The sequence below is a fragment of the Ruegeria sp. AE4 genome (assembly GCF_056542185.1).
In genome coordinates this window covers 504,178-521,632 of record NZ_JBQFZK010000001.1, presented here as the reverse complement: position 1 = coordinate 521,632, position 17,455 = coordinate 504,178, and the positions used below count along the sequence as shown (strand labels likewise).

The window sequence follows — 17,455 nt, the reverse complement described above, 5'->3', positions numbered from 1 at the left end:
CCGGATCGAGTACAGTCGAAAAACCGGTGTGCGAAGCGGGTCGCTATTTTGTTCAGGGCTTCAACTTTCCGCCATGGTGACAACGATTTTTCCCAGAACGGAACGTTGTGACAATTGTTCAAGCGCCTCGTGCGCGCGGGCAAGCGGGAACCGCGCGCTAATTCGCGGTTTGATTTTGCCGGCTGTGTAAAGATCGAACAGGTTCTTGACGTTGTCAGCATGGCCGATTGGGTCGCGGAAAACTGACGCGCCCCAAAACACACCAACGATCTGACATCCTTTCAAAAGGGCCAAATTCAAGGGAATCCGCGGAATGCCCGCTGGAAAACCGACGACAAGGTAACGACCTTTCCAGGCCATGCTGCGCAGGGACGGTTCGGCCAGCGTACCGCCAACAGCGTCGTAGACGATGTCTACGCCGTCAAGACCGGCAAGTTTCTTAACTTCGGCTGAGAAGGCTTTTTGCGCATCCTTGTCCATGTCGCGCGGGTAAATCACCACGTCATCGGCACCAATCTGGCTACAGAATTCGGCCTTTTCAGGTGATGAAACGGCTGCGATCACCCTGGCACCCATGGCTTTGCCCAGTTCAATGGCGGCTGACCCCACACCTCCGGCGGCACCCAGTACCAACAGGGTTTCACCGGGTTGAATCTCCGCCCGATCCTTCAACGCGTGGTAGGACGTGCCGTAGGTGAAAATGAAACAGGCGGCATCTTCATAGGGCATCGCATCAGGAATTCGGATTGCAGTGTCCGCCATGAGCGTGACATGGGTCGAAAACCCACCATGCCCGGTAAGGGCCAAAACACGGTCGCCTGGCTTCAATCCATTGACGCCTTCGCCCACAGCCAGAACTTCACCCGCAATTTCACCGCCCGGAGCAAAGGGCCGTGGCGGCTTCATCTGGTACAGATCGCGGATAATCAACGTGTCCGGAAAATTCACGCCCGCTGCTTTCACACTGATCAAAAGCTGACCTTTGCCCGGCTGCGGATCTGGTAGGGTCGTAAGCTCCAGGGTTTCGGGACCGCCCGGTGCGACGCTGAGTAATGCTTGCATACCGCCTCTGATCTGCCTGTACTTTGTGTCGAGGAAGTTTTGGTGCAGCATGGTTTTTTGTCAACGCTACGGTCCAACGCCTGCCGCGACGGCAAGAGGAACGCAATTTGTATCAGGATGAACTGGCGACAAAGAAACTGAGGAGCACAAAATGACCCCCGACACCCTCTTTTCGCTTCACGGCAAAACCGCTTTGGTAACAGGTGGGGCGACAGGTATTGGCCGCATGGCAGCCGAGGCGCTGGTTCAGGCAGGCGCGCGCGTGCTCATTGCCTCAAGAAAAGGAGACGCCTGTGCCACGGTCGCTGCAGAACTGAACGCGCTGGACGCGCCGGGCAGCGCCGAAGGCTTTGCCGGTGACATTGGCAGCGCAGCCGGTATAGGCAAGCTGGTCTCTGACATTCAGGAGCGTACGGACAAACTGGACATCCTGATGAACAACTCGGGGGTGTCCTGGGGTGCTCCCATGGGGCAGTTTCCCTACGATGCATGGGAAAAGGTCATGTCTGTCAACGTGACAGGGATATTCGAACTGACCCAGAGGCTTTTGCCAATGCTAATGAAATCAGGCACCGCCGAAAACCCGGCGCGCATTGTCAATGTGGGGTCAGTCATGGGTGAAGTCCCAATGGGCGATGGGGCCTACAGCTATTCGGCCTCAAAGGCTGCTGTTTTGCACCTGACCAAGGTCTTGGCCAAGGAACTTTCACCGCACCACATCACGGTTAACGCACTCGCTCCGGGGCCGTTTGTGTCGCGCATGACTGCCTTTGCGACAGCCGATGAGGATACCAGAGAACGGGTTGGCAAGTCTGTACCTCTGGGTCGCGTCGGACGGGACGAGGATATTGCAGGCTGTATGTTGTTCCTGTGCGGTCGCGGCGGCAGCTATGTGACAGGCGCAGTGATCCCGGTTTCGGGTGGGATCAACGTGGTGACCGCCGGAAACATCTTTGCCGAGGCCCTGTGACGGGAAGACAGCCAATGAAAACCGAAATCAATCTGGATCTGGCGGCGGTAGATGCGTATCTGAGCGCGCATCTTTCCGGCTACAACGGGCCATTGGATGCGAGGAAATTTGATGTCGGGCAATCCAACCCGACGTTTGAGTTACGCACACCAGAGAAAGCCTATGTGCTGCGCCGAAAGCCCGCCGGCGTATTGCTGAAATCGGCACATGCCGTTGATCGCGAATTTCGGGTTCAAAGCGCCCTTGCCGGGAGCGAGGTTCCGGTGCCCAAGATGTATCTGCTGTGTGAAGACGACAACGTCATCGGCTCGGCCTTCTATGTGATGGAACGCTTGCAGGGCAGGGTGTTTCCGGACCCAACGCTGCCCAAAGAAAGCAACGAAACCCGCGCCGCCATCATTGACGAAATGAACAGGGTTCTTGCCCAATTGCACATGGTGGATATCGATGCCGTTGGCCTGTCTGACTATGGGCCGATTGGCAACTATTACGAGCGTCAGATCGCGCGCTGGACCAAGCAATACCGCGCGTCCGAGACCTCGGCCATTGCGGATATGGATGCGCTGGCTTCAGCGCTCGAGACCTCGGTACCGGCCGATGACGGGCAGCGCACGCTGGTGCATGGGGATTACCGCATCGACAACCTGATGTTTGCGCCGAACCGGGCGGAATGTATCGGGGTGCTGGATTGGGAACTGTCGACGATCGGTCACCCTTATGCGGATCTGGCCGCAGTAATCATGCAATGGCAGTTGCCGCCGGGAAAACAGGGCCGGGGGCTGGCGGGTGTGGATCGATACAGCCTGGGCCTGCCCAGCGATGAGGCATTCATTGCCCAATACTGCAAACGTCGAGGCCTGGATGGCATAGACAATTTCGGCTTTTATCTCGGCTTCAATTTCTTTCGCATGGCAGGCATCCTACAGGGTGTCTACAAACGCGCGCTGGATGGGAATGCGTCAGACCCCGACCGAGCAAAGGCTTTTGGCGCATATGTTCCTATATTCGCCCAGCACGGCCTGAAAGCACTTGAGTCCACATTAGAGTGACGACCTATCAAGCTGTTTTTATGTCACTATCTTGCCTTGAAAGTTCAACCTCAAGATTTGGCAGACTGTTCTTTCCAAAAAACAGCTCAGCCCCGGTGAACATGCTGGGAACCCCAAACACACCTCGCCGAACCGACGACTTGGTCATCTCTTTCAGTTTCAGTTTAACGTCGGGGCTCGCCATGGCTTCGCGAATTTTGCGAACGGGCAAGTCGTTTTCATGCAGGATATCCGTTAGGACACCGATCTCGTCCGCCTTCTGACCATGTACCCATATCGCATCAAAAACCGCGTTTATATATCTGACTTCCCAAGGTTTTCCATTGGCAAAACACGCGCCGCGCATGGCAAGTTTTGTGTTGATCGGAAAATGCGGGCTCATATGAAAGCTCAACCCACGACGGCGGGCAAACCGGTGCAGATCATGCGTCAAATAGGCTGTCTTTTGGCGGTTTTCGGAATACGCCTGAAATGGGCTTTGGTTATGCGTCGCCTTGAACACCGCAGGCAGCAGGACAGGAACATAAGTAATGCTTGCGTCATAGCGCTCGGCAAGATCGGGGAGCATCTTATGGGCGAGAAACGCGTTCGGGCTGCAAAAATCGTAAATGAAGTCTATGGTCTGCGTCATGGGGTTCCTCCCTTTCGGTTCCTTGAAATCTTGTTCATTGAACTTCAGGCGAATCTGCGTCGAAATCAGTCTAACATTCCATTGTGAGGCACGCTGATGAAGCCCGTTCACGAATTTCTCTGCAACACGCAACTTTTTGCTGCTATTTCAGGTCACAAGCTCAAACAGTCGCAGTTTAGTACCTCACGGAAGTTCCCAAATGTCCCACAGGCAATCCATGTTTGATCAAACCCGGCTGGATCGGCTTAGCCATTGGATGGAAAACTATGTTGAGCAGCGCAAATATGCCGGATCATCCTTTTTGCTGCGCCACAAAGGGAGTGAGGCCTTTTTTCATGCCTGTGGTGTCAGCAGCCTCGAGACTGGCCGGCAATTCCAACGCGACACGCTGGTGCGCATTTATTCCATGACCAAACCGATCACATCGGTCGCGTTGATGACATTGGTCGAACGCGGGCTTGTTCACCTGAACGCGCCTGTGTCTGAGTTTCTACCTGAATTCAAAGATATGCAGGCGCTGGTCCCGGGGGCGGAGAAACTGGATCAGACCGAGGCTGCACCGCCTCCAACGCTACATCAGTTACTGACGCATACCAGTGGGCTAAGCTACCCGTTCAACCCCGGGCTTTTGCCCCAAGCGATGGATGAACAGGACCTTATTTTCAAACCCAATCAGGGGCTTCTGGAACATCTTGTGCGCGATCTGGCAGGGCTGCCACTGGCGTTCCAACCCGGTGCTCGCTGGGAATACTCGGTCGGGATTGACGTGCTGGGTCGTGTGATCGAGTTGGTCTCGGGCCAGTCATTGGAGCAGTTCTTTCGAAGCGAAATCCTTGAGCCGCTGGACATGCGCGAAACAGGTTTTTCCGTACCCGCTGGGGCAGGGGATCGTTTCGCATCGCTTTACACCCCATTGGCTGGCGACGCGATGGCGCTGAATTCCGCGGATCACGGTAGCGAAAGCCTTAGACTGTTCGATTCCCACATAGAATCCCCGTTCGAAAACACGACGACCTTTTCCGGCGGTGGCGGTCTGATTTCGACAATCGATGATTATGCCAAATTCGCGGACATGCTTCGAAATCGGGGGGCCGGGAACGGGTACCGCATACTTGGCCCGAAAACCGTCGATTTCATGATGCGCAATCACCTTCCCGGGGACATTGCTTCAATGGGTCCGCAGAGTTTCGCAGAGCAACCGATGGAAGGAATGGGCTTTGGGCTAGCCGGTGCGGTTGTTCTGAATCCCGGTCTGGTAAGGGTTCCCGGCTCTATCGGGGATTTCAGCTGGGGTGGAATGGCGTCGACCTATTTCTGGATTGACTGGCAGAATGACCTGACGGCGATTTTCTTTACCCAACTGTCCCCCTCAAGTTCGTACCCATCCCGCGCCGAACTCAAGGCACTGGTTCATGCGGCCATGATTGAATGATTTCCTCTGTACTGATACCCGGTGCCGGACGACACAACTTGCGAGCAGACGATGACCGAAGCGGAACGTATCTTACTGGATCTTCTGGATATTGAACGGCTTGAGATCGATCTGTTTCGCGGGACAGGGTCGGGCGGTGAAACCCCCACACGCATCTTTGGCGGACAGGTCATCGCGCAAGCGCTCGCTGCGGCGTATCGGACTGTTGAAGAACGGTTGTGCCATTCGCTACACGCCTATTTCATTCGCCCGGGAGATCCAGAGAAACCCGTTATTTATCAAGTTGATCGCGCGCGAGACGGAGGTTCGTTCACAACCCGCCGTGTGGTTGCGATTCAGCATGGAAAGCAAATCCTGAACATGTCGGCATCCTTTCATGTCCGGGACGAAGGTTGGGACCATCAGCATCCGATGCCCGTCGTGAACGCACCGGAAGCGTACCCGTCCCGATCTGAATTGCGTAAAACATACGTTGAACGTGTTCCCGAAAGGTTGAGGGGCGAATTGCTGCGCGAGCGCCCGATAGAGGTTCGGGAAGTCGATCACCTGGATCCATTCACACCGAAAGTCTCTGACGATCGAAACCAGACTTGGTTCCGTATGCCTGCAGCCGCTTCCGTTGACGCCAGAACGCAGCACTTACTGCTGGCTTATGCGTCTGACATGAACCTGATGTCCTCTGGATTGCGGCCACACGGTCTGAGCTGGTTTAGCGGAGAGTTCAACGGCGCAAGTCTGGACCACGCGCTATGGTTTCACGCACCGGTAAATTTTCAGAACTGGCATCTGTACGTAATGGACTCGCCGTGGACGGGGCAGGGACGCAGTTTTAACCGTGGATCGATCTATTCCGAGGACGGTACCCTTGTTGCATCTGTCGCACAGGAAGGATTGATGCGCAGAATTCGCGCACGACCTTAAGTATTGCCAATAAACCTTTGATTTAACTTCTGCATTCCGCTAAGCCACCGATCGTAATCAGCCGCTTTGAATTGCAAATAATCAGCGACTTGTGGATGAGGCAGAATCAAAAACCGTTCATTTCGAATAGCTTGCACACAGGATTCAGCCACATCTCTGGGCTCAAGCATCCCATCAATCGAAGCTACTGAGATTTCATGGCCTTCGGTCATTTTCGAACGTACCGCCTGCGGACACAGGACCGAGACTTTCAATCCTTCAGCGCCATATGTCAGCGAAAGCCATTCGGCAAATCCTACAGCCGCGTGTTTGGTGACCCCATATGGGGCTGCACCAGGTTGGTTCAGCAAACCTGCCGCAGACGCAGTTATCATTATATATCCGCCGCCGCGACGAACCATGCGTGGAACCAGATGGCGAGCAGTCCAGACATGGGACATGACATTGATCTTCCAGATCCGATCCCAATCTTCGTCCGCAACATCGAGACCGCCAAGCGTCAGAATTCCGGCATTTGCGCAAAACAGGTCAATTGGACCGACAGTTTCTTCAACAAAATCAATCAGAGCCTTGATCTGCGCTTCGCTGGAAACGTCGCAGGGATACGCCTGACCACCAATTTGCTCTGCGACCAAATTTGCGCCAGCGATGTCGACATCCGAGCAGATTACACGTGCACCTTCTTGGGAAAACCGTTCTGCAAGACCACGACCAATACCTTGGGCAGCGCCGGTGACAACGACAGTTTTGTTCTTAAGCTCCATGCGTATTCCGGACAGGTTCGTTACAGTGTTTTCAATGTGTTGGCTTGCCTTCCGTATTACAAGTATTACGTTTTTACCATAATACCGATTACACGCTAATTGAAAGTAGCGGAGATATACTCAGATTCCACTGCAATCAGTCATCAGACCAATGCGATCAACACAGGTCTGATGCGATTTATCCCAACGCGTAACCTGCACCGCGGACTGTTCGAACCGGATCATCCCCGCCGTGTTGCGTTAAGGCTTTGCGCAGTCGTCCAATGTGAACATCAACGGTACGCGTATCGACATAGATGTCGCGTCCCCAGACCCGATCCAGCAATTGTTCACGGCTCCAGACCCTGCCCGGCTTTTCCATGAACGTGCTAAGAAGCCGGAATTCGGTTGGACCAAGTTTCAAGGGCTTGCTGTCACGGCTGACCTTGTGGGTTTCCGAATCCAGAATGATGTCATCGTACTCCAGTCGCAAGCCAACAGTTGCAGGTCGGACGCGGCGCAGTTGTGTTCGGACACGCGCCATCAGTTCGACGATCGAATATGGTTTGACCACATAATCGTCGGCACCAGTTTCCAGCCCGCGAACCTTGTCTACCTCTTCTGATCTGGCCGACAGCATTATTATCGGGATCGAACGTGTGTCCGGACGGCTTTTGAGCCGGCGGCAAACCTCAATCCCGCTTAGGTTGGGCATCATCCAGTCCAGAACAATGATATCCGGGCAGTCTTCGTCGACCAGCAGCATAGCTTCGTCACCGTTGGCCGCCTTTGAGACGCGAAAACCTTCGGCTTCAAGGTTGTAGGCCAGCACCTCGCGTTGGGCCAACTCATCCTCGACCACCAGAACCGTCGGTTGATCTGCGGACATCTCAAGCCTCTCCTACGCTGTTTGCGACGTTATATCGGCCTTGGGCCGAGCCTCGGTCGGGCGGTCGCCTGTAACCAGATACACCACCTGCTCGGCAATCGAGGTTACATGGTCGCCCATACGCTCGATGTTCTTGGCGATGAAATGCAGGTGCATACAGGCCGAAATATTGCGCGGATCCTCGGCCATAAAGGTCAGGAATTCGCGGAACAGGCCGTTATACATCTGGTCGACCTCTTCATCGCGGTTGATGACGTCGGTGGCCAGTTCCGCGTCGCGCTGAATATAGGCGTCCAACGCGTCGCGCAGCATACGTTCAACTTCGCGCGCCATGCGGCGTAAGGCAGCTGCGCTGCCGCTGATCTCGCCCGCATTGGCCAGAACGGTCGTACGCTTGGCGATGTTCTTCGCGTAATCGCCAATCCGCTCAAGATTGCCGGATACTTTCAGGACCGAAAGAACCAGTCGCAGGTCACTGGCCGTGGGCGCGCGCAACGCAATCAGACGCGCGGTTTCCTCGTCGATCAGGTCTTCCAACGCGTCGATGGCCTTGTCACCTTGTCGTACTTCCTGGGCCAGCTCAACGTCACGGCTTTCAAGCGAGCGCGCCGCGCCCATGATAGCGGCCTCAACCAGACCGCCCATCTTCATGATATGCGCCTGGATTGTTTCGAGGTCGCGGTCAAAAGCAGATGCAATATGTTGTTCGCTCATTGTTTGATACCTGTGCTTAGCCGATACGGCCTGTAATGTAGCTTTCCGTGCGCGGATCGACCGGATTGGTAAAAATCTGACCGGTTTCACCGAATTCCACCAGATTACCCAGGTGGAAAAAGGCCGTTTTCTGACTGACGCGCGCGGCCTGCTGCATCGAGTGGGTGACGATCACAACCGAATATCGGGAACGCAATTCGTCGATCAACTCTTCGACCTGTGCGGTTGCAATCGGGTCCAGCGCCGAGCACGGCTCGTCCATCAACAGGACTTCCGGTTCAGTTGCCACGGCGCGCGCGATACACAAACGTTGCTGTTGCCCCCCTGACAAACCCGTGCCAGGCGAATCCAGACGGTCCTTGACCTCATCCCAGATTGCGCCTCGACGCAGTGATTTCTCAACGATCTCATCCAGTTCCGCCTTATTCTTGGCCAAGCCGTGGATACGCGGACCATAGGCCACGTTGTCGTAGATCGACTTGGGGAACGGGTTCGGTTTTTGGAACACCATGCCGACTTTGGCGCGCAACTGAACGGGGTCGACCCGCTTGTCATAAATGTCTTCGCCGTCCAACAGGATATCACCTTCGACACGGCAGATATCGATGGTGTCGTTCATCCGGTTCAGACACCGCAGGAAGGTCGATTTTCCACAACCCGAAGGACCGATAAAGGCCGTGACGGTCTTGTCTTCGATCTCAACACTCACGTCCTTGATGGCGTGGGTATCACCGTAGTATACCTGAACCTTCTTCGCGTTGATCTTGATGTCTTTGGAGTCCACGGTTCTCTCCACTCGTGTCATGTCGTTCATTATTGCCCCCAATTACCAGCGGCGTTCAAAGCGGCGGCGCAGGATGATAGCGATGATATTCATGGTCAGCAGGAACATCAAAAGGATGATGATTCCGCCCCAGGCCTTTTCGTAGAACCCGACATCAGCGCGTGCGGCCCAAGTGTAAATCTGGGCGGGCATTGCCGAGTTCGGCTCGGTAAAGCCGGCAAGGAACCCGTCGGGATATCCCCGCGCCACAAAGCCTACCATGCCGATCAGCAACAACGGCGCGGTTTCACCCAAGGCTTGTGCCAGACCGATGATGGTGCCGGTCAGAATGCCCGGCGCGGCCAAAGGCAGCACGTGGTGGAACACAGCCTGCATTTTCGAGGCCCCTACCCCCAACGCTGCATCACGGATCGACGGCGGAACCGCTTTCAGCGAGGCGCGGGTCGAGATGATGATCGTCGGCAATGTCATGAGGGTCAGAACCAGACCACCAACCAGCGGCGCCGATTGTGGCAGGTGCATGAACTGGATGAACACGGCCAGACCCAGAATACCGAACACAATCGACGGCACGGCTGCAAGGTTCGAGATGTTCACTTCAATCAGGTCGGTGAACCTGTTCTGTGGAGCGAACTCTTCAAGATAAATCGACGCTGCCACACCAATAGGCAGTGACAGGCCCAAAACCACCAGCATCATGAAAAACGACCCAATGACCGAGGCGCCGATGCCGGCACCGCCCGGGTTGTCAACGCCAGAATCCGCACCGGTGATGAACGGCCAGTTGAAAGCCTGCTTGATGATGCCCGCCTGTTCCAGCGCATCAACCAGATCCAGATCGCTAAGCTGCAGAAACCGGCTGTCCTGCAAGGTGTCACGGGACACGCGGCCTTTGAAATACCCGTCGACCCGGCTGGAGGCGGCCAGATCAAACTTGACCGGATCACCCAGCTTGCCGGGGTTATCGGCATAGTAAGTTCGGATTGTACCGCCGATTTTACCAAGAAGACGTTCGATCGCCGCTTCGTCGAAATCAACGCTGATCCCTTGGTCTTCCAGTTCCTTGCTCAACTGAGCGATGAACAGGTTGGAATAGGCCTTAGTCTTGAACAACGTACTTTCCGCCTCGTCTCGCTGCGCAGCGGACAAGGTGAAATCCACGCTGACAACAGTGCGCTGAAAGGCCGGAATACCCTGCGACAGGATCGAGGCGAACAGAACGATCAGGAAGAACAGGCCCGTTGCAATCGCGACAATCCCGTAGGCCCGAAATCGTTTCTCTGCATTTGCGCGTTTTTTGGTATGTGCATCCGCTACAGTCAGCGAGACAGAGCGATGACCTGTTTCAGGACTTTGCATACTGGCGTCGGTCATTCGTATTGCTCCCGATACTTACGCACGATGTAGAGGGCAAAGATGTTCAGCCCAAGCGTGAGGGTGAAAAGGGTCATGCCCAGTGCAAAGGCCACAAGCGCCTCGGGCGATGCGAAATCCGCGTCTCCGGTTAGCTGGCTCACGATTTTTGCGGTTACCGTCGTCATGGCTTCAAACGGGTTCAGGCTCAGCCGTGCTGCCGCCCCTGCCCCAAGGACCACGATCATAGTCTCACCGATGGCGCGCGATGCGGCCAGCAGGATCGCCCCCACGATACCCGGAAGCGCAGCTGGCAGAACGACCTGACGGATGGTTTCCGATTGCGTTGCGCCCAATCCGTAAGAACCGTCACGCATGGCCTGCGGCACCGCATTGATGATGTCATCGGACAAAGAGGACACAAACGGGATCAGCATGATGCCCATGACCAACCCAGCGGTCATGACTGCCGTGCCAGCTTTCATCCAGCCAAGCCCCTCATCCCCGAACAGGCCAAGCAAAAGCGGACCAACGGTCAGCAGCGCAAAAAGGCCGTAAACGATGGTCGGGATACCGGCCAGAATCTCGAGCAGCGGTTTTGCTACGGCGCGGACACGGGGGGAGGCGTATTCGCTGAGGTAAATCGCGGCGAACAACCCGATCGGGACGGCCACCAGCAGCGCAACGATAGAGATATAGAATGTCCCCCACAACAAGGGAATAATACCAAGCTCAGACGACCCGCCGCGTCCCGAAAAACTGGGGGCCCATGTCGTGCCGAAAAAGAAATCGGTAGCAGGGTAGAGCTTGAAGAATTCCCAAGTATTGAAAACCAGAGACAGGACGATCCCGACAGTGGTCAGAATTGCGATGGATGCGGCCGCCAGCAACAGAAAACGCACGCCCTGCTCGACCACATTACGCGCGCGGTATTCTGCGTGAGTTTGAAACCAGCTGGCTGCAGCACCGGCGAGTGCCGTCAGTATGACGGCGACAGTCATGACCGAATAGCCGGTCGCATTCATGATCCGATAACTTTGCGCCGCGCGCAGCACAGGTTGCGTGATATCCGACGTCACCACCTGCCCGGCATCCTTCAGACGCTGGGTCATGTCGATTACATCCGCGCGCGCGTTGCGCGCCAGTTCCTCGGGTATCTGCCCGGCGGCAACCGCGTTATCCAGACCGTACGCGGTGCGACGGACCTCGGCCATGACCAGATTTAGGGACGAGCCGTCTTGGATGGCGGAACCCGAGATCGTTTCAGAAACCTGAGAGTTCACGTAAAGCGGTTGTACCAGCAACCAGAGGATCATAAGGCCAAATGCGGGTACGATCGTCTTGAGAGCGACATTTGCGCCATAATACGACGGCAGCGAGTGCAAAGCCCGGGTATCTCCTGTGGCGCTTTGCAGGGCGCGTGTGCGCCCCAACACGTAACCGACTGAAGCAATCGCAAGCACGATCAGAACGAGCCATACTATCGGCATGAAACCCCCATTTGGTCTTGGCCGGGAAAGCTGAAAAATGTGGGGGCGACATAAATGCCGCCCCCGGTATTTCGAACCAAAGGCGGGATTAGCTGCCCGAACCCATGGTGACTTCGTTGGCGATTGCATCCTGAGTTTTTGCCAGCTCAGGGTCCGCAACCAGACCATAGTTTGCCAGAGGACCCGAAGCGCCTGCGATTTCGTCGTGGGTAAAGAACTGGGCATATTCTTTCAGGCCGGGGATCACGCCGATATGGGCTTTCTTCACGTAGAAGAACAGCGGGCGCGAAACCGGATATTCACCGGTCGAGATGGTTTCGGTCGAAGGAGCGATACCCGACATGGTGGCCACTTTCAGCTTGTCGGTGTTGTTCTCGTAGAACGCCAGGCCGAAGATGCCGATGCCATTGGGGTTGGTGTCGATACGCGCCAGCGTTTCGGTGTAGTCACCATCGATGTCGACCGCCTTGCCGTCGGTACGTACAGCCAGACATGCATCTTCTGCGTCGTCTTCGCTCATACCGCCAGCAATCATGGCTTCCATCGCGCCGGTTGCTTCACACCCGATCAGCAGAACTTTTTCTTCGAACACTTCACGGGTGCCGTGCTTTGTACCCGGAATAAAGCCCGCGATTTCTACATCAGGCAGTTCGGGGTTGAATTCAGCCCAGGTGGTGTAAGGGTTATCAACCACTTCGCCGTCTTTCAAAACTTTTGCGCCCAAAGCGTTAAAGATGTCAGCAGGTTCAAAAGCGGTGAAGGCAGGACCGGTCTGCTGGCTTGCAAAAACGATGCCATCATAACCGATGCGGACTTCCATGATGTCAGTCACACCGTTTTCGGCGCAGGCTTTGATTTCTTTTTCACGGATCGCGCGTGATGCGTTTGCAATGTCGATGGTGTTTTCACCAACACCCTCACAGAAACGCTTTAAACCGGCTGACGAACCGCCCGATTCAACAACCGGGGTCGGGAAGTCGGTGTTCTCACCAAACAGTTCCGCAACGATCGAGGCATATGGAAGAACGGTCGACGAACCGGCAACCTGAACGTTGTCACGGGCAGCAGCGGTGGTTGCCGAGACGGTGGCGATTGCCAGCGCAGAAGCCGACAGTTTTACAAAGGACATTTCAGTCTCCTTGAAAAGGTATGATTGATCACCCCCATGATGATCCTGCGTGCACCCCTAGGGGCCGTGCGTAAGCCTTTTGTGACAAGTGTGTAACGCTTTTATGACAACCTTCGATTATCCGGAGATTTCGGGTCAAAAATTGTAACGAGGCAGATTTTGAAGGGCGGCAATGCGGGAAGGGCTACCGTGGTAAGATGACCGTAAAGACGGACCCTTTTCCCAACTCACTTTCCACGCGCAACCGTCCACGGTGGCGATTGACGATGTGCTTGACGATAGCCAGCCCCAGCCCCGTTCCACCCAACTGCCGGGATCTGTGATTGTCGGCGCGATAGAATCGCTCGGTCAGACGTGGCAGATGCACGGAATCAATTCCTGGCCCCTTGTCGATGACCTTCACCCGCACCCCAGGCCCACGCATGGCCGAGTCACGCTCTGATGACAGAACGCTGACTGTGACGCTACCACCGCTGGCACCGTATTTTATTCCGTTTTCGATCAGGTTGGTGAATACCTGCCGTAACTGATCGCTGTCTCCGGTCACGGAAAGCGGGCCGTCCTGTGCGTCAAGCGTCAGCGTCACGCCCGCCTCTTCCGCCAGGGGGCGCAACGAGTTCAGGGTGGATTGCAGCAGCCCTGTCAGCTCCAGCTGTTGATTTGGTCGAACTCTTTCTTCGCTTTCCACGCGGTTCAGGGACAAAAGATCGCCAACCAGCCGGTTCATCCTGTTGGCTTCATCGGCCATGATTTGCAAGAACCGGTCACGTGCAGCCGGATCGTTGCGCGCAGGGCCACGCAAGGTTTCAATGAAGCCCATCAGTGCCGTCAAAGGCGTCCGCAATTCGTGACTGACATTGGCAACAAAGTCGCGGCGCATCTGACTTGCCTGTTCCAGATGCGTGACATCTTGAAAAGTGGCCAGAACGGCCCCGCCCGACACGGCTCCGACCCCGTTCATATACCGGCATTGCACATCAAATGTCGTGTCCTGTGCACCATCATTGGAAAGATGACGTGCCGTCTTGGTTCCCTTCGATTGAAGGCTTTGTTCAATTGCTTCAAGAACCTGTGGCTGCCGCAGGATGGTCGCAAAATGCCGCCCCACGATATTCTGCCCCAAAAGGGTTTTCGCATCCGTATTGGCGGCAACGATCCGTTCGGTCTGATCCACCATCAGCGCGGGCATAGGGATGGCCTGGACAAATCCATCAAGAAGGTCATCTGACATGCTTCAAACCCCGATCAATCCACGCGCCTTATTGAGCAGCTCTCAGGGTGTCACGAAACCTGCGCATGTTTTCCTGATAGTGCAGCGCGCTTAGGGTAATCCGTTTTGCTGCGACCTCGTCCAGCTGGCGCACCACTTTGCCCGGAGCCCCCATCACAAGGGAATTATCCGGAATCTCCTTGCCTTCCGTGATCAGGGCCCCTGCCCCGATCAGGCAATTCCGGCCGATCCGGGCACCATTCAGAACAATCGCGCCCATTCCGATCAGAGTATTTTCTCCGATCGTACACCCGTGCAGCATCACTTTGTGTCCGATGGTGCAATTCGGACCAATCGACAAAGGATACCCGGCATCGATATGCATGACGCAGTTTTCCTGAACGTTGCTACCTGCACCAACGCGGATTTCCTCGTGATCTGCGCGTATCGTGCAGCCGAACCAAACCGAGGCGCCCTGTTCCAGCACGACCTTGCCGATTAGGTTGGCATCGGGCGCAACCCACGTGTCCTCGTGAAAATCCGGCATGTGCTCACCTAAAGCGTAGATCGTCATGACAGCCCCTCGAATTCGTTTTGAAGTTTGCGCACGTGCTGTTGCAGATTTGGCTGTTGAATACGGCGCATCCGTTCGGCGCTGACGATGGTCTTCAGCTTCTTTTCGGTCGCCTCAAGATCGTCATTGATCAGGACATAATCGTAATAGCCCCAGTGGCTGATCTCGTCCCAGCTTTTGAGCATCCGCCTTGCGATAACTTCATCGCTATCCTGTCCACGCGATTCCAGACGGCGGCGCAGTTCAGGGATCGACGGCGGCAGGATGAAGATCGACAGCGCGTGTTTACCCAAGTCCGAATTGCGGATCTGAACCTCACCTTGCCAGTCCACGTCGAACAGAACGTCCTTGCCCGCGTGAATCGAGCTACGCACCGGATCAGCGGGTGAGCCGTAGAAATTGCCGAAAACATGCGCATGTTCCAGCATCTGGCCATTGGAGACCTTCTGCTTGAACTCGTCCTCTGAAAGAAAATAGTAATCCCGCCCATGTTCTTCTCCCGGACGCGGGGCGCGGGTTGTGGCCGAGACCGAAAACTCAAGGTCCTTGTCCCAGTCCATCAGCCGCTTTGCCAGGGTGGATTTGCCTGCCCCGGACGGGGAAGACAGGATGATTAAAAGGCCTCGGCGATCCGCCATATCAGTCGTTCCCATCATTATTCTACGTTTTGCACTTGTTCGCGCATCTGATCGATCACCGCCTTCAGTTCCAGCCCGACAGCCGTCAGTTCCGTACTCTGAGCCTTGGAACACAGCGTGTTGGTTTCGCGGTTGAATTCCTGCATCAGGAAATCAAGTTTGCGTCCGACAGCCCCTTCCTGCCCAAGCAGCTCTCTTGCTGCGACGACATGTGCAGACAGGCGGTCAATCTCTTCGGTAATGTCGGCTTTAACCGCGATCAATGCCAGTTCCTGCGCGACGCGATCCGGGTCCGCGCCCTGCGCGTTGTCCAGTACGTGCGCCAGATTGTCCCGCAATGTCGCGGCCATCTTGTCCTTACGATGCACGGCCAGATCAGCTGCCCGAGCTGTCAGCGCCGCAACTTGGTCCAGCTGTGTGTTCAGCACAGTAGCCAACGCCTCGCCCTCGGCCCGGCGCATATCGACAAAAGCGGCCAACAGGTCGTTGAAATCTTCGGTCAGGCGCGCAACCAGCGGAGCGGGATCATCCGCATCTGCGGTTGCATCCAACATGCCTTTCAGTGCCAATAGGTCCGAGGCGCGCGCCGGCTCCAGAGCAATACCGCGCGCAGCTGCCATCTTGTGTGTTTGTTCCAAAGCGCTCAGGGCCGCGGCCATAGCGACCTCGTTCAATGCCAGTTCCGAGGCAGAGTCCTCGCGGGTCAGACGCATTGAAAGGGTCACATTCCCTCGGCTCAGGGATTTTGACAGCGCGGCCCGAAGGGCCACCTCAAGCCCGGTCAGCCAATCAGGGACGCGCAGGCGCATATCAAGGCCTTTGCCGTTAACACTGCGCAACTCCCACGTCCAGCTGTGCGGTCCGTATTCCCCCTTCCCCGAGGCAAACCCGGTCATGGATCTGATCATGCCTGTCCTTTCCTGTGACCTCACCCATTTGGATGTGTGCCGCACCTAATGCGATTGGCCGGTGCAGAGCAAGAGTTTGCTGAGGCCGCATTTGTTTGGCGTAAGTTAACCATTCGTTAAAGAATTGCTCCAAAATTGAATAAACCCGAGTCAAACTACCCCTGGTAATGGCTTGCAGGCCACAAATGCTCCGGTTGTGTTGCATTTAATGAAAATGGCGGCCAATTGACGTAAGGGTGAAGAAAATGAAAACCTTTTTCGGGACTGGTTCCGGGTCAGAATTTGGAAAGATCGTCGCAATGGATCGCTTTGACAGTGGGCGCAGCCTTACGCCGATCCGCCAGGCCGAGGCGTATTGGACTGCATTGCTGAGCGGTGACGGTGTTCCGATGCGGTCTCAGGTCGACCCGCGTGGACTGGAAAACATACTTGAATATACTTTCATTCTTGAACGGATCGCGCCCGGACTGGCCCGGTTTCGTCTTGCCGGAAGCCACTTGAACGCGCTTGCGGGTATGGAGGTTCGCGGCATGCCTGTGACGGCCTTTTTCCAACCTGATGACCGCGCCAGTCTTAAGGACGTTCTGGAGCAGGTATTCGCAGCACCCGCCGTTGCCGAACTGGGGCTGGATTCGAGCGGGATACTGGGACGTACCCGGATGCAGGCCTGCATGATCCTTTTGCCGCTCAAAAGCGATCTGGGCGACGTCAGCCGGGTTCTGGGCGTCATGGTTGCGGATGGTGCGATTGGTAAAACCCCACGCAGATTTTCGATTACGGATACGCGGATCAAATCGTTTTCGGAAGTTCAGGCACCAGTTCCTGCTGTGCCTCATACCGTTGACGGTTTTGCCGAAGACCAAACGGATTTCAAACGCGCGGCCAAACACCTTCGTCTGGTCGTGTCGCGCGATGACTGAACCAGATTGAACACCCGGAACAAAAAAACAGCGGACCG

General features: G+C 55.7%; 18 protein-coding genes. 5 read left to right on the top strand and 13 right to left on the bottom strand.

The window, feature by feature from the left end:
• Positions 1 to 60 precede the first annotated feature (60 nt).
• A complete protein-coding gene (locus ACR0EK_RS02600; RefSeq protein WP_480564789.1) occupies positions 61 to 1,062 on the bottom strand; it encodes an NADPH:quinone oxidoreductase family protein in 1,002 nt (333 codons plus the stop codon).
• A 151-nt stretch (positions 1,063 to 1,213) separates the two neighbouring features.
• On the opposite strand from ACR0EK_RS02600, the gene ACR0EK_RS02595 reads away from it, so the two are divergent.
• A complete protein-coding gene (locus ACR0EK_RS02595; protein WP_480564786.1) occupies positions 1,214 to 2,032 on the top strand; it encodes an SDR family NAD(P)-dependent oxidoreductase in 819 nt (272 codons plus the stop codon).
• A 14-nt stretch (positions 2,033 to 2,046) separates the two neighbouring features.
• Entirely contained in the window at positions 2,047 to 3,081 is a 1,035-nt protein-coding gene (locus ACR0EK_RS02590; RefSeq protein WP_480564783.1) for a phosphotransferase family protein, read from the top strand.
• A 7-nt stretch (positions 3,082 to 3,088) separates the two neighbouring features.
• Here ACR0EK_RS02590 and ACR0EK_RS02585 read toward each other — a convergent pair whose 3' ends face one another.
• Complete coding sequence (locus ACR0EK_RS02585; RefSeq protein ID WP_480564780.1) at positions 3,089 to 3,823, bottom strand: DsbA family protein; 735 nt, start codon at positions 3,821 to 3,823, stop codon at positions 3,089 to 3,091.
• Positions 3,824 to 3,929: 106 nt separating this feature from the next.
• Between ACR0EK_RS02585 and ACR0EK_RS02580 the strand changes: the two genes are divergently transcribed.
• Positions 3,930 to 5,144, top strand: a complete 1,215-nt coding sequence (locus ACR0EK_RS02580; protein ID WP_480564777.1) for a serine hydrolase domain-containing protein — start codon at positions 3,930 to 3,932, stop codon at positions 5,142 to 5,144.
• 51 nt (positions 5,145 to 5,195) lie between these two features.
• The gene (locus tag ACR0EK_RS02575; RefSeq protein WP_480564774.1) at positions 5,196 to 6,065 is read left to right on the top strand and encodes an acyl-CoA thioesterase; all 870 of its coding nucleotides are present in this window, start codon (positions 5,196 to 5,198) and stop codon (positions 6,063 to 6,065) included.
• Here the strand turns inward: ACR0EK_RS02575 and ACR0EK_RS02570 are convergent.
• From ACR0EK_RS02570 to ACR0EK_RS02520, 11 genes are all read right to left on the bottom strand, one after another.
• Positions 6,062 to 6,829 (bottom strand): SDR family oxidoreductase, encoded by a 768-nt coding sequence (locus ACR0EK_RS02570; RefSeq protein ID WP_480564771.1) that lies wholly within the window; start codon positions 6,827 to 6,829, stop codon positions 6,062 to 6,064. The genes ACR0EK_RS02575 and ACR0EK_RS02570 overlap by 4 nt on opposite strands.
• A 178-nt stretch (positions 6,830 to 7,007) precedes the next feature.
• Positions 7,008 to 7,697, bottom strand: a complete 690-nt coding sequence (gene phoB / locus ACR0EK_RS02565) for a phosphate regulon transcriptional regulator PhoB (RefSeq protein ID WP_480480935.1) — start codon at positions 7,695 to 7,697, stop codon at positions 7,008 to 7,010.
• 12 nt (positions 7,698 to 7,709) lie between these two features.
• Positions 7,710 to 8,411 (bottom strand): phosphate signaling complex protein PhoU, encoded by a 702-nt coding sequence (gene phoU, locus ACR0EK_RS02560; protein ID WP_267366515.1) that lies wholly within the window; start codon positions 8,409 to 8,411, stop codon positions 7,710 to 7,712.
• Positions 8,412 to 8,427: 16 nt separating this feature from the next.
• Positions 8,428 to 9,225 carry a phosphate ABC transporter ATP-binding protein PstB gene (gene pstB, locus ACR0EK_RS02555; RefSeq protein WP_267366513.1) on the bottom strand — a complete coding sequence of 266 codons (798 nt, stop codon included), beginning with the start codon at positions 9,223 to 9,225 and terminating at the stop codon, positions 8,428 to 8,430.
• A gap of 12 nt (positions 9,226 to 9,237) precedes the next feature.
• Positions 9,238 to 10,569, bottom strand: a complete 1,332-nt coding sequence (pstA, locus tag ACR0EK_RS02550; protein WP_267366511.1) for a phosphate ABC transporter permease PstA — start codon at positions 10,567 to 10,569, stop codon at positions 9,238 to 9,240.
• The gene (gene pstC / locus ACR0EK_RS02545) at positions 10,566 to 12,038 is read right to left on the bottom strand and encodes a phosphate ABC transporter permease subunit PstC (protein ID WP_480564768.1); all 1,473 of its coding nucleotides are present in this window, start codon (positions 12,036 to 12,038) and stop codon (positions 10,566 to 10,568) included. Before pstC ends, pstA begins: the two co-directional genes overlap by 4 nt.
• Before the next feature lie 88 nt (positions 12,039 to 12,126).
• The gene (locus tag ACR0EK_RS02540) at positions 12,127 to 13,167 is read right to left on the bottom strand and encodes a substrate-binding domain-containing protein (RefSeq protein ID WP_267365708.1); all 1,041 of its coding nucleotides are present in this window, start codon (positions 13,165 to 13,167) and stop codon (positions 12,127 to 12,129) included.
• Positions 13,168 to 13,351: 184 nt separating this feature from the next.
• The gene (locus tag ACR0EK_RS02535; RefSeq protein ID WP_480537869.1) at positions 13,352 to 14,398 is read right to left on the bottom strand and encodes an ATP-binding protein; all 1,047 of its coding nucleotides are present in this window, start codon (positions 14,396 to 14,398) and stop codon (positions 13,352 to 13,354) included.
• A 28-nt stretch (positions 14,399 to 14,426) separates the two neighbouring features.
• Positions 14,427 to 14,951: a gamma carbonic anhydrase family protein gene (locus ACR0EK_RS02530; RefSeq protein WP_480564765.1), complete on the bottom strand. Its 525-nt coding sequence runs from the start codon at positions 14,949 to 14,951 to the stop codon at positions 14,427 to 14,429.
• Positions 14,948 to 15,589: a guanylate kinase gene (gmk, locus tag ACR0EK_RS02525; protein WP_480485630.1), complete on the bottom strand. Its 642-nt coding sequence runs from the start codon at positions 15,587 to 15,589 to the stop codon at positions 14,948 to 14,950. The genes ACR0EK_RS02530 and gmk overlap by 4 nt, the downstream gene beginning before the upstream one ends.
• 17 nt (positions 15,590 to 15,606) lie before the next feature.
• A complete protein-coding gene (locus ACR0EK_RS02520) occupies positions 15,607 to 16,497 on the bottom strand; it encodes a YicC/YloC family endoribonuclease (RefSeq protein WP_480564762.1) in 891 nt (296 codons plus the stop codon).
• Positions 16,498 to 16,742: 245 nt separating this feature from the next.
• On the opposite strand from ACR0EK_RS02520, the gene ACR0EK_RS02515 reads away from it, so the two are divergent.
• A complete protein-coding gene (locus ACR0EK_RS02515; RefSeq protein ID WP_480564759.1) occupies positions 16,743 to 17,417 on the top strand; it encodes a PAS domain-containing protein in 675 nt (224 codons plus the stop codon).
• Positions 17,418 to 17,455: the final 38 nt, after the last annotated feature.